This is a genomic window from Pseudomonas brassicae, from assembly GCF_010671725.1.
Lineage (GTDB): Bacteria > Pseudomonadota > Gammaproteobacteria > Pseudomonadales > Pseudomonadaceae > Aquipseudomonas > Aquipseudomonas brassicae.
This window is the reverse complement of the sequence record NZ_JAAHBU010000236.1, coordinates 14527-27497: the sequence shown is the minus strand read 5'-3', so window position 1 is coordinate 27497 and position 12971 is coordinate 14527. Positions and strand designations below refer to the sequence as shown.

The window sequence follows — 12971 nt, the reverse complement described above, 5'->3', positions numbered from 1 at the left end:
TTGAGCGCCAGCAGGTTGGTCTGGTCTGAAATAGCCTTGATCAGGCCCACGATACTGCTGATCTCGCTGACACGGGCCTGCAGGTGGGTGACGCTCTCGACGCTGCTCACCCCCTGCCCCGCCATGTGCGTCAGCGACGTGGAGAACGACGACAGCAGTTCGGAAGTCTGGCTGAACACGCCACTGTTGGCCTTGAGGTGATCGACTTCGCCGCGCAGGGTTTCAGCCTGGCTGACCACGCCTTCGCGGGTCTGCTTCATCGACTCGTCGAACATGCCCAGTTTGCTGTGCAGCTCGCACTGGTAGCGGCTGTAGCTGTTGAGCTGGGCCTGCTCGCCCTGGGTCTGGGCCAGCAGTTCGGCCAATTGCTGGTTCTCACGCAGCAGGGCCTGATTGTGCTGTCGCAGATCTTCCAGCTCACGCGCCTGTGCGCCGACCTGCTCCCGCCATTTTCCACCAAACATTCCTGCAACTCCTAGGCACGCAACGCCAATCGATAAGTGCATCGATTTTAATCGCCCATCACGCAGGGGACATTGACATCAATCAGCCATCACTGCTGATTGATCACGCAGGCGCCGCAGCAGCATCACGCCTGTCAAAACGACCCGCAGCCCCTTTCACAAACCTTTCACGAACGAAGGTGCATAGTCACCCCACTCCTTGTGAAACTTTTAGCCCGCACTCCCCAGCGGGCTTTTCTTTGCGCGTGATAAAGTCGGGCTCCACGTGAAGGAACACAGGGTCAACGAATGTCTACTCAAGCACATGCCATCGCCAGCAACCGCGAAGCCTGGAATGCATCCGCCGCCCAGCACCGCAACAGCGCCGCCTGGCGTGAACTGATAGCGTCTGTCGGGCATCCGAACTTCTCGTGCCTGGACCAGACACTTACCCAATTGCTGGCCCAGGTCGGTCTTGACGGCAAAGACGTAGTACAACTGGGCTGCAACAACGGACGCGAGTCGCTTTCACTGTTCGCGCTCGGGGCGCGCAGCGTGATGGGCGTGGACCAGTCCTCGGCATTTCTCGCGCAGGCGCATGAGCTTACGGCGAAGTCGCCCCACGCCCCGCACTTTGTCGAGGCCGACATTCACCAGTTGCCGGCGACGCTTGACCAACGCTTCGATGTTGCCTTGATCACCATCGGTGTATTGAACTGGATGCCAGACCTGAACGCATTTTTCCGCCATGCGGCCAGAACCCTCAAGCCCGGCGGCACGTTGGTCATCTACGAAACCCATCCATTCCTGGAGATGCTCGACCCTGAGTCTGCGGCCCCCTGGCGAATCACCGGGTCCTACTTTCAGACCGAGCCGGTAGTAGAAGAGAAAACCATTGTCTACGAAGGCCAGAGCGAGGCGAATGGGCTGGCCTCCTATTGGCATATTCACCGTTTGGGCGACGTTCTGGCGGGAGTCATCGGCGCGGGGCTGCAACTACGCAACCTTACCGAATACGCGCATTCGAACAGGGAGGAAATCTACGATGTGTACGAGGGCGCCGACGTGCAGATCCCCATGTGCTACACACTGGTGGCCGTGAAGGCCTGACGCGCTACAGACAATGGCCGCTTGGCACGCTGTTGAACACCCTGCAAGCCTTATGTGCCATTTCTGTTTGCAGTGCCAATACAAGGTTCATGTTATTAAAATACGACTTGAGCACCGATACACGTAAGCACAAACCTACAAAGCGCGTACAACAACGTAGAATAATCGTGAACGCTTAAATCAGTAAAATATTTAATTACGCTCAGTGCGTTCTGCGTTGAAAATTATTCTTGTGAAGATAAACTTCTGGCCTATGCTCGTAGTGGCGGCAAAACGTTGCCGCATTGAGAAGTACACCACTACAGGGAAGTAAACATGGCTATTTCAATCAGCATCACCGCCGGGCCTTCTGAAGGAGCATCGACTGTTACTGCTTCCGGCCAGGAACAGCACATCATCACCGACGCAGAGCGCAGCACCTTCAATATCCAGGATGCTTCGTTGAAGAGGGCTGTTTCCGCTTACATGGGAAAATCACCAAACGATGCGTATGTATGCAGCCCTACCCCATGGGGTGACCTGTATAAAAGTTACAACTGGCCAGAAGTTAAGACCCGCTTCGCCGTACAGAGCGCAACGATCATCGGCGACAATACAGTCCCGATCATGCTCAACACCAACACCTTTAAAAACAACTCATCAGTAGCCGCCGAATTCAACTGCGGGGTAACGCAAAAGGTCTCTCTGACATCGGAGAGCAATTGGTCAGACACATCCACTGTTGGGATCGGTCAATCGATTAGCTACTCCATTGGCTTTTTGGGAACAGGCGTTTCAGGTTCGACGTCCCTGAACTACACGCAAGCCTGGCAAAAAGGCGGATCGCAGAGCGAGACACTCGAACTGGGCTCCAGTGCTGGTGTAAACACAACCCTACAACCGGGCCAGGCGGTCAAGGCAACACTGTCGGCGAGCAAAGGCAAGCTCAAGGTCAAGGTGGTGTACCAGATCACCCTCTCGGGTGACACTGCCGTCAACTACAACCCAACCTATCAAGGGCATCATTTTTATGGCTTGGACATCGTCCAGACCATGAATGCGGGCGGCCTGCAAACTGTAATCACCACTACCGAAACCGTAGAGATCGAGTACTACACCGATGTGCAGATCGTGCTGGAAGACCTGCAAAGCGGCCAAAAGCTCGACACCTTCAAGCTTGATGTGAAGCGGGCTGTCGCCGCGTAATGCATGAGCGTGCGGGGAAGGTGCCCTTCCCCGCACATTGCTCGACATTTCAACCGCCTGCGCAACCATCCACGTCGCGCAGACTGCATGGCAGGGCGAAGGCGCCGCCATTCGACTCAAAAAACCGCAGGCTAGCGTAGATTATTGGAGCGCACCGGCGCTGGCATCCCCTACAACCTGTTTTATTTCTGGCTTTGACGCCAAGTAACTCGCATAGCTGGACATACCCAAATTCGTCATGTGCTGGTTATCCCAGAACAGTGGCTTTTCATATGAGCCATCTACCCACAACTTACAAGCGCTATGCGTGCAGAAAAACCTGCTCACATCGGCAAACATGATATGGTTTTTCCGGGCCACCTGCTCAGCCTCTTGTGCAATACCGTCAAAATCCCAGCCAATCATTTTGCCATCACCCTTATCGATAGCAGCGGGTATCGATACATTGTCCGGAAGCCCTTTTATGTACTTGTCAACCGTCACCAGGAACATTGGGTTCACGCCAACCAGCACTATATTATCGACGAGCTTTCTCATCTTAGGAATACTGTTTTTGATATGCACCCAATGCCTGGGCCGGTATCGAAAGCTCAAGACAATACCATTCACGTTAACCTGTTTCGCAAGCTTCTGCATTGTATCGTCAAGCTGGGGAAAACAGGTATTCCCTTTGCTTTTATTGAAAAACTCGGCCGGCGGACAGGCAGACTGATGGATCATTATAAAATTATTATTTGGATATGCACGCCTCAGCGCCCACATCGTATCCCGCCCAACGCTATCACCCACCACCAATATATTATCTTTCTTGGCTTGCCCTACCAGACAACCCAAGACTCGATCCTGAGTATTCCCACCATCAAAACTGCAAGTGTAGCCATTAAAACGCGACAAACTAAACTCATCCAAACCACCGTGATAGTTTAGATTCAGGTTACCCATATAGTATTTCTTTTCTTTCTCGATCACGGCGAGCGCTGAAACCCTGCTGTCATCGTACAATACGCCTCGCACCCAACCGTTCACCTTCAACCGCGCGCTCTCAACGGTCTTGATCATACTTAACGAAAGCATGCCAGCGAGCATTGCCGTAGCAATAATACCGAAGTTAAATACACTGCGCTTCGTTGAAAACACTTTCTTGCGCCGTATAGGCGCCTCGAGCCAGTAGTAGGATGCAGCCGAAAGAAGGACGGAAATCAGTACGGCCGCCGTGAGCTCATACGCACCGGCAAGCGGCTTAAGGTATCTAACAAATACAAGAATCGGCCAATGCCACAGGTAGAGACCATAGGAAATGAGACCAACCCACACGATGGAAGGCCACTTGAGCACAGGTGACACCAACCGCCCCCGTCCATGCGCAGCTATTATTAATGCAGTGCCGAATGTCGGCAGCAACGCCGCCGGCCCTGGGAATAGCGTTTCAGGGGTGTAGAGAAACATCGCCACCCCTAAAAGAAGAAGCCCACCTATCTCCATGGCATCCGCAACACGCCTTGATGGATTCAGTCGCGCCTGAACGGATGCCAACAAGGCACCCACAAGCAACTCCCAAAAACGCGCCAACGAGCTATAAAAAGCGATTTCCTGCTTCCCTGCATACAGGTAATACGTTGCAATAGCGAAAGAGATGACCAAGAGGGCGGCGCACAACGCCGGAAGCAGTGTTCTTTTCTTCCTGATTATTAGAATCAGAATAATCGGAAAAAACAGATAGAACTGTTCTTCAACCGACAGCGACCACATATGAAGGAGCGGCGTGGACTCGCCCGGCCCGTCAAAATACCCCACTGACGACAAAAAATACCAATTAGCAGACAGGGCAAGCGTCGAATACAGGCTTTTTGAAAACCCTTCAAGCGGCACTCTGTCAAAAAAAAACAAATGCCGCGCACCCCGTAACAAGCAATACCGGGACAAGTGGCGGCAACAACCTACGAATTCTTCGTTCATAGAAGCGGGAAAACGAAAATTGATGAGTCGTTATCTCCTGAATAAGAATCGAAGAGATCAGAAAACCGGATAAAACAAAGAATATATCTACACCAACATACCCACCACTGATAGGGCCGAAACCAGCATGAAACAGAACCACACTCAGAACAGCAACAGCTCGAAGCCCATCCAACTCAGGTCTATATGCCAGCAAACTTAAATCCCCATTCAAAATGGCCAGCATTCTAGCATCAGCCACGCGGCCCACAATACCCCACACTCCAGATTCTGCCTTCACGCTGGTGCCTGGACATTTACCCCTGTTCGCCAGCTGCTGCGCCTTAGCTTTGGCGCCGCGAAGGCCCCAGAGCGGTAAGCGGCTTTTTCGCGCCAGGCAAGATGATGCCACACCGCCTCTGTGGGCGCCTACTCTGCTCATTACCCACTTTACGCCAACAAGCGTGATCATTCCGAGGCGCAGAGATGCGTTGATAGACGGAGCTCGATCAGGCCATGCCCAGCACTTAGCCGCGGCACTTGCCGACCTGGAGCGTATGTCTTGCGACCCCAGCACCAGACACATCCGAAATAAAATTGCGCAGGATGAGCATCCTGATAGTGCAACCCCCCCGAACAGCTTATGCCCGAACGAAATAAAATTGAAAAAAGCAATTGGCCATGGCAGTCTCCGCGCCACGTGAGCACTGTATAGAAAAATACGTTTATCAATAAACACATCATTATGGCGCCGCCTGCCGGAGCGCGAACAACTGCACCAGGGGAAAAACCGTGTCAACCAGTATATGTCCTGCAGACGTGCAGAAATCAGCATTCAGAACTGACATCCAGGCATTACGCGGCATCGCAGTCCTGCTGGTCGTACTCTACCACACACAATTAATTGACTTCGCCGGCTACCTAGGCGTGGACCTTTTCTTCGTTATCTCTGGCTTTCTAATTACCGGCATCCTTCGAAAGGAAATTGAAGCAAAGCACTTCAGTTTCTTGCGCTTTTACTTCCGACGCGCAAAACGATTGCTGCCCGCAGCCTTTGTTGTTCTCGCCTTTGTCGTTGCCTGCGCGTCCTTCATACTCACAGACCTGGCGCTGAAAGACCTGAAAACGCAAGTCATTGGCGCCCTCCTGTTCGTCTCAAACTTTGTTGCCTGGAGCCAAACAGGCTACTTTGAAGCGGCCGCCGACACCCAGCCACTTCTGCACTTTTGGTCGCTGGCTGTTGAAGAGCAATACTATCTTTTAATGCCACTGTTGTTATTCTTCATTCCGAGAAAAGCATGGCTTCCCGTTGTGGCAACCCTTGTGCTTTCCAGTGTGGCGCTGAGTGCTTACCTGGCATCGCACCACCCTGATGCTGCCTTCTACTTGACACTTACACGAGCATGGGAACTTGGCCTTGGATCATTGGCTGCAATCGTCAAGCTAAAAACAAACGCTCACCGCGGTTTATCACTTGCCCGTATTCCAGCAATTGCGGCAATCCTTCTGGTACCCTTTTTCCCAACGGGCCTTCCACACCCAGGCCTTGACGCACTGCTCGTATGCATGGCGACGTTAGTGGTCCTTCTGGGTCATAACCCGAAGACCTCGGAGAACAACCTTCCCGTAAAAGCGATAGCCCGGGTCGGTGATATCTCGTACTCGCTGTACCTGGTTCACTGGCCAATATTGGTTTTTACTCGAGCCGCCTATCTAGACGAACCGCCGCACTCTGCAATTTGGATCGCCGTTGCACTTTCACTCTTGCTGAGCATTGCGCTCTACCGCTTCGTTGAAGAGCCGTTCCGAAAAAAAGAACCCGGCGAAACGACGCCATTATATTGCTGGGCTGGTAGCGTGCTCAGCGGCTATTGCTATTTCCCCCTCAATCATTGCGCACGCTACGGCCTCCGACACCAACTACAAGCACATCCGCCGAACCAACTACGGCCTGGCATCCGAGTGCGCACTGAAGGCCGCCGAACCATTCTCAATCAAGGAACGCTGTAAAACCAACGCCCATCCGAAGGTTTTGGTGTGGGGGGACTCGTACGCAATGGCATGGACTTCGGCGCTTGCAGGCCCCCTTCGGGAGCACGGCGTACAACAGATCACCATGAGCGGATGCGATCCGCTTGATCGTCTCGCTCGGTTCAACAAGGGTGTCAACACGCCTTACAACATCGACTCTGCTAAAGCCTGTATCGGGTTCAACTCGAATACCCTTGAGTACGCCAAGGCAAACCAGGATATCGAGACCGTCGTTATAGCTGGGCGCTTGCAAGGTCCTTTGAGTAAAGCCAATAGCCTCCTGACGCAGACTGCTGAAGACGAATATGAAACCCGTGAAGCCTCCCCCGAGATCGTCGCCAACGCGCTAGCCTCACTTGCCAAGGAACTGCACAACGCTGGCAAGAAGGTTGTATTTATCGCACCGCCGCCCGCCAACGGCTCGGACATTGGTGCCTGCCTGGAACGCCGGGCGCGAGGAAAATTCAGCCTCGGCCCACAGCCGGACTGCACCATCACAACGAATGCCAATCAAAGATACAGAGGCCGGACACTCAACATGATGACCGAGGCTGCCAAGTTGGCGGATGTCGAGCTTCTGAGCCTATTCGGATTTCTATGCAGCGATGGCGTTTGCAAAACCGAGATGGAGGGAACCATCCTTTACCGTGACTACAGCCACCTGACCTACAGTGGCGCCGCGTTGATCGGCGAGCGCTCCTCGCTCGCGAAAGACGTGCTTGAAAAAGCCCGCTGACAAAACAACGTTATTGGCCAAGCGAAGTGCGCTGATCGCCTGCCGCACCAAAGGTTAGCCGGCGGCGATCGTTACGGTCAGGTCTTTCGCGCCCTGCTCCCTCGAAAATTCAGGCGCTCCAGTCAAGCAAGCCCTTTTTGTCTGACCACCATAGCAGAACCCCGATAATCCCTCCCTTTATCAAGTAACACGGGAACGACTTCCACCAAGGCAAAATACCAGGGTTATTGGAGTCATCGGCGCCGTCACAGTGGCGGATGTAAAGAAGCAGGTGAAATCCTGAAACCCATACATAGAACCACAAGCCGACCAACATGCCGCGCAACAGGACGCGACTCGGAGCATCAAGCTCCCCGTACCCAAGAAGCATGCTGAGGACAACGAAGACCATCACCGCGTCTGCAATCAGCCAGCTGTACTCCCATACAAATCGCCCAAAGGTTTCAACGGCATCTTTGGACATTGGCTGCCCCCACTGAATGGCTGATTATCCTATTTCTAGGTCATAGCCAAGCGCTACGCAAACTGGGGGGCGATTATTTGCCCCCCCCGATCACCAACAAGCGACTAAAGCAGCTACCAAAGCCCGCTCAAAACCAATCCTCTGCCTGCCCTCGGTCGGTAGCGCACTGTCTTCTGCGGGGCGTTTCAGTGGGGCTCGGTCCGTCGGCAGCTTCAGCAGCGGATTGAGGTGGCCCATATGGGCGCACACTTTCGAGCAACGCTCAGCCGTAACCCACTCCCTTACAAACTCAAGCGTCGACATGCACGCAAGAGGGGGAGGCTCGGGCAAAGTATCAACTGAAAAAGAACACCCCCTGGCCAATCGAATCGCCCAGCTCCAGTTCAGAGACATCTGACCCAAAGCGGACTCGGGGATCAAAGACCTGAGCGATGCCAGCTTGCTGCTTGGCCACTCGAAGGAAGGCATTACCGAGCGCGTTTACCGCAGGATCGGCGCCATCGCGATGCCGAGGTCGGAATCGAAGCGGCGTAGCCGGATTTGCAGGCCAACCTTAAAAACCTTTATTTTCAATACGTCAAAAACAAAACAATTCCGCATGAAGTGTTTTTAGAATGCCTTGGAGGCCGCTAAAACCGGGGTTTAACTCTTCAGTTGCGGAGTTGATTTCACCTCTACTGCGGCGTCCTGCCGATCGAACCGCCCTTGCCACCAAATCACCGCCCCTTCGCTGCGTTTTGCGCGCGATTGTAGTCGCTCTGAAGCTCATCCCTGTCAGCGCTCCCGCGCTCGGCCCGAGAGCCCATGCACTTCAATTCGTGCACACCGCCAGGTCCTTCTACCTTCATTGCGTAGGGCTGGCATGCTTTGCCTTTCATACCGAAACACCCAGGACTTCCATACACGCACGCCCTGGAAGCACTGTTCATATAGGCGCCCAAGTACCACCCTGCTTGGCTTGAACGGAAAAGCCAAGCCCTTCATCTTCATACCCCTGATTCGTCGTCTCAGCAAATGAGTGCGGCGCGAACGCCGCAACAGCCAACGCCAAAACCAAAATCATCTTATTCTGCATGTGAGCCTCCCGGAGCACTGATGGTTGACCTGGTCGACAACCATCACCCAGGTGATCACAGTTTGGAAAGTTCTCGTGTATCGCCATTCGCCCTGCGACAAGCGGTATTTCGACATTGTGGCTGAGAGTCAGCCTCGGCAAGCCTACCCATGGCTGCGCGGCGAATTGCGCAGATCGTTCTACTCAGCCAGCGGCACCCTCAGCGCAACCAGGAGAGCCTTCAGCAATTTCAGCGAAGTGCTCTCACATCGAGCGCCCATAGGCCATCCACCTCAATGACGAGTTGCTGCCTGCCCACCCAGTGCACTCTGCTGATACTCACTCACCGCCTGCATGAGCGACGCTACCTCAAGACGCAGGCGCTCGACCTCATCCGGCGGAAGCAGGCCCTTCGCTTCGTAATACCGGCGTACAGCGGCAAGCACCTCGCACGTGAACGCCTCTGCCTGCTGAATCTTGTCCACGAGGTTTGCCATTGCGCTCACCGTGATGCTAGCTATTCGACATCCATAACCTCTTTTCGGCTACATACAGCATGTGCATCGCGTTCGCGTCGGTAAGAGGATAATCGGGATGAAGGAATTCGCCGCCCTCAACTCTCGTCATCCCCAGCCGCTGCATCACAATTTCAGAACGCTTGTTCGCCAATGCGGTAAAAGCGTAAACGCGGGGCACATCCAAGGTGCTAAATGCATAATAGAGAGCCGCGCGAGCTGCTTCGGTCGCATAACCCTTGCCCCAATAGTCGCGACCAAGTCGTCACCCCACCTCTAAAGCCGGACCGAATGGAAAATCATCTCCGAGCCAATGCAGGCCAACTGCGCCGATCAACGAGCCATCATCGATACGTTCGGCAGCCCAGAAAGTTGGCTCGCCGCCTTCAGAAAGCCGCCTCAGTTGGTCAACTACATCGCAGGTCTCTGACGCGGTCTTCGTGCCACCGAGGAACTGCATTACCTCAGGATCAGCATGGATTACGCATAGCAGGGGCTTATCCGCCTCTCGCCAATCCCTGAGCTTCAACCGGTCCGTTTCAATCATTCTTTCCCTCGTGGCGAACAGGCTTGTTCCCGCTGCCACAATATCATCGCGCCCGCCGCAAGTCCCCGCTCTCAATTTATCGAACGACGGCTTATGGGAGCTCCCATGCATGGAATGAATGACCGGAACGGAGACAAGAAAGACTTCGGTGTAAGACCTCGAACGGCTAATAGCGAAGTGTCCTTCGTTATGAATTACTCGCTCAATGTAGTGAACGTACAGGCCCGCCGAGCGACCTCAGCGGGTACTCCGTGACTGCCTATAGGCAGGCGCACAAGCCTGTACAGCTCTCCTGGGCGAGGGCGCAGTCTTGCGAAGGCCGGCAGCAGCCAATTCAAACCCGTCCTTCATTCACAACGTTCGGGTTGGCAATCGCGCGCACGAACCACATGAAACCCTGCTGCAAGTTCGTCTTACCGCCGGGTCGGCGCCATCGCAAAGCCGTCCAAGTGATGGAGTTTTGGGACTGGCGCCTATTTGTTTGGGGACTTACGTGCTTTTCGACCCACAAAGAAAAACCCCGCAGACGTTAATCTGCGGGGTTTTCAATAATGGAGGCCGAGGTCGGAATCGAACCGGCGTAGACGGATTTGCAATCCGGAGCATAACCACTTTGCTACTCGGCCTCAAATGACCGAAGCCCATACAGCAGCTTCAACCATAAAACTGTAGAGATTTTCATCTCATTGAAAACACTGAGGTTTGTGTGCCTCGTTGCTTTCGATGGACGCCATTATGTCCGCATTCAGGAGGGCTTGCAACCCCCTGATTTAAAAAAACATTTGTGCTGCCATGCGGGGAGGAAGGCCGCTGCGCACAGCGAAATGGCAAGCGCCCCATTCAAGGGCAGAACAACCGTTTAAGCGCCACGACCGTGCAGTTGTAGAAATGTCCTACAAACCCCGCCTTTACGGGCTCAAGCCGCCGCTTTGCACGCCGATAACCCCATCAGGCGAAACAATAAATAAACGGCGTCAGCGGAGCGGATATGAACATCAAGCAGAAACTCACCTGGGGCTTCGCGACCATTGCCTGTGTACCGATACTGGTGGTGGCCACACTGGTGGTACTCAACCTGCGTCTCGAAGCACGCGACACCTTCGTCGATGGCAGCGACCGCGAGATCCGCCAGGTCAACAACGCCATGCAACTGTTCTTCGACGGCATCAGCCAGAACATCGAATTCCTCAGCAAGTTGCCGCTGCTGCAGAACACCGACGCCAGCCTCAAGAAGTACATCTCGGCCGACGCCGCGTCGCTGCCAATGGGCCCGCAGGACAAGCCGGTGTTCGACTATTTCGCTAGCCTTGGCGCCAGCCACCCGGCCTACGGCTACATCTCCATCGGTACCACCGAGGGCGGCTACATTTCCTGGCCTGATGACCCCAAGCTGGCCAACTACGATCCGCGCCAGCGCCCCTGGTTCAAGATGGCCCAGGCCAACCCCGGCAAGACCCTGCGCACCGATGCCTACTACTGGGCCAACGACGATGCCGTGCTGGTCAGTACCGTGCGCAGCATGCCCAATGCCCTGGGCGCCAACGGCGGCGTGGTCAGCGTGGATGTGTCGCTCAAGCAACTGACCGAGATCGTCAAGCAGATCAAACTGGGCGAAACCGGCTACGTCATGCTGCTGGAACAGAACGGCACGATCCTGGTCGACCCCAAGCAACCGGCGCACAACTTCAAGAAGCTCGACAGCCTCGACCAGGGCTATGCGCAACTGGCCAAGACCGGCAAGGGGCTGGTCGAAGTCGAACTCGACGGTGAACGCTACATGGCCAATGTCTGGCCATCGGACCAACTGGGCTGGCGCTTCATCGGCCTGGTCAAGCAGAGTGAAGTGATGGCCTCGGCCACCCGCCTGACCTGGCTGATCGGCGGTATCGCGGCGGCACTGGCACTGCTGTTCGCGTTTGTCGGCGCCAGCTTCGCCAAGCTGATCGTGCGGCCGATAGCCGATGTGTCGCGCGGCCTGGAAGGCATTGCCCAGGGCGAAGGCGACCTGACGCGCAACCTGAACGTGCGCGGCAACGACGAAACCGCGCAACTGTCGGGCTGGTTCAACCAGTTCCTGGGCGCCATCCGCAGCCTGATCCAGCACATCATGAAAGCGGCGGACGGCATCCTAACCAACTCCCAGAGCGCCACTGCGGTATCCAACGAAATGGCTGACGCCGCCAGCCGCCAGCGCGAAGCGGTGGACATGGTCTCGACCGCGTTCCACGAAATGGTCGCCACCGCCAACGAGGTTGCCCGCTCTTGCAGCCAGGCCGCCGACTCGGCCGACAATGGCCAACGCCAGGCCTCCGAAGGCCAGCAACAGATCGATGCCGCAGTGGGCAGCGTCGACCAGTTGAGCCAGGGCATCGCCCAGTCTGCACAGTCGATGCAGCAGCTGGAGCGCGACAGCAACGCCATCCAGTCGATCCTCAGCACCATCCGCTCGATTGCCGAGCAAACCAACCTGCTCGCCCTCAACGCCGCCATCGAGGCTGCGCGGGCCGGTGAGCAGGGGCGCGGTTTTGCCGTGGTGGCCGACGAGGTTCGGGCGCTGGCCAAGCGCACCGCCGACTCCACCGCCGAAATCGACGGCATGCTCGGCAACCTGGCTCGTGGCACCAGCCAGGTGGCGGCGCAGATGAACACCAGCCTGGGGCTGTCGCAGGAATCGGTCGAACGGATCGGCCAGGCACGCACCAGCTTCGGCCAGATCCGCGAGTCGGTGGACATCATCCGCGACATGAACACCCAGATCGCCACCGCCGCCGAAGAGCAGCACCAGGTGGCCGAGAACATCAACCAGCACATCAGCCAGATCCATGGCGATGCACAGCGGGTGGCGCAATTGGCCAGCGATGCGAAGAGCGATGCACTCAACCTGACCCAACTGTCCAACGAGATGAACACGCTGGTACGCCGCTTCAAGACCTGAAAAAACGGCGGTGCAAA

The 12971-nt window shown here is 55.4% G+C and carries 11 protein-coding genes, 1 tRNA gene and 2 pseudogenes; 6 read left to right on the top strand and 8 right to left on the bottom strand.

The annotated features are described in order from the left end of the window. Positions 1-464: methyl-accepting chemotaxis domain-containing protein (locus G3436_RS16675; RefSeq protein WP_163947056.1), on the bottom strand; the 464-nt coding region annotated here is incomplete at its 3' end. Between the two features lie 288 nt (positions 465-752). Here G3436_RS16675 and G3436_RS16670 point away from each other — a divergent pair. After that, entirely contained in the window at positions 753-1553 is an 801-nt protein-coding gene (locus tag G3436_RS16670; protein ID WP_163947053.1) for a class I SAM-dependent methyltransferase, read from the top strand. Positions 1554-1868: 315 nt separating this feature from the next. Next, positions 1869-2738: a follicular epithelium yolk protein subunit gene (locus tag G3436_RS16665; RefSeq protein WP_163947050.1), complete on the top strand. Its 870-nt coding sequence runs from the start codon at positions 1869-1871 to the stop codon at positions 2736-2738. A 141-nt stretch (positions 2739-2879) separates the two neighbouring features. Here G3436_RS16665 and G3436_RS28330 read toward each other — a convergent pair whose 3' ends face one another. Both G3436_RS28330 and G3436_RS28325 read right to left on the bottom strand, forming a co-directional pair. After that, positions 2880-4625, bottom strand: coding sequence for an acyltransferase family protein (locus G3436_RS28330; protein ID WP_163947047.1), 1746 nt, complete (start codon positions 4623-4625; stop codon positions 2880-2882). Further along, complete coding sequence (locus tag G3436_RS28325) at positions 4612-4974, bottom strand: acyltransferase family protein (RefSeq protein WP_163947043.1); 363 nt, start codon at positions 4972-4974, stop codon at positions 4612-4614. The genes G3436_RS28330 and G3436_RS28325 overlap by 14 nt, the downstream gene beginning before the upstream one ends. Before the next feature lie 491 nt (positions 4975-5465). Between G3436_RS28325 and G3436_RS16650 the strand changes: the two genes are divergently transcribed. Both G3436_RS16650 and G3436_RS16645 read left to right on the top strand, forming a co-directional pair. After that, positions 5466-6683, top strand: coding sequence for an acyltransferase family protein (locus tag G3436_RS16650; protein ID WP_163947040.1), 1218 nt, complete (start codon positions 5466-5468; stop codon positions 6681-6683). Positions 6684-6708: 25 nt separating this feature from the next. After that, positions 6709-7440, top strand: coding sequence for an SGNH hydrolase domain-containing protein (locus G3436_RS16645; RefSeq protein ID WP_338001275.1), 732 nt, complete (start codon positions 6709-6711; stop codon positions 7438-7440). Between the two features lie 109 nt (positions 7441-7549). Here G3436_RS16645 and G3436_RS16640 read toward each other — a convergent pair whose 3' ends face one another. Further along, entirely contained in the window at positions 7550-7903 is a 354-nt protein-coding gene (locus G3436_RS16640) for a hypothetical protein (RefSeq protein ID WP_163947034.1), read from the bottom strand. 355 nt (positions 7904-8258) lie between these two features. Here G3436_RS16640 and G3436_RS27725 point away from each other — a divergent pair. Beyond that, a pseudogene (locus G3436_RS27725) lies at positions 8259-8414 on the top strand (integrase); the annotation flags it as partial. Between the two features lie 414 nt (positions 8415-8828). Here the strand turns inward: G3436_RS27725 and G3436_RS16635 are convergent. The 4 genes and pseudogenes from G3436_RS16635 to G3436_RS16615 all read right to left on the bottom strand — a co-directional run bounded on the left by G3436_RS16635 (position 8829) and on the right by G3436_RS16615 (position 10645). Then, positions 8829-8978, bottom strand: coding sequence for a hypothetical protein (locus G3436_RS16635; RefSeq protein WP_163947031.1), 150 nt, complete (start codon positions 8976-8978; stop codon positions 8829-8831). A gap of 272 nt (positions 8979-9250) precedes the next feature. Continuing rightward, positions 9251-9454, bottom strand: coding sequence for a hypothetical protein (locus G3436_RS16630; protein ID WP_163947028.1), 204 nt, complete (start codon positions 9452-9454; stop codon positions 9251-9253). 16 nt (positions 9455-9470) lie between these two features. Continuing rightward, positions 9471-10019 (bottom strand): annotated as a pseudogene (locus G3436_RS27720) (GNAT family N-acetyltransferase). A gap of 552 nt (positions 10020-10571) precedes the next feature. After that, positions 10572-10645: transfer RNA gene (locus G3436_RS16615), tRNA-Cys, on the bottom strand. 362 nt (positions 10646-11007) lie between these two features. Here G3436_RS16615 and G3436_RS16610 point away from each other — a divergent pair. Then, positions 11008-12954, top strand: coding sequence for a methyl-accepting chemotaxis protein (locus G3436_RS16610; protein WP_163947023.1), 1947 nt, complete (start codon positions 11008-11010; stop codon positions 12952-12954). Positions 12955-12971 lie beyond the last annotated feature (17 nt).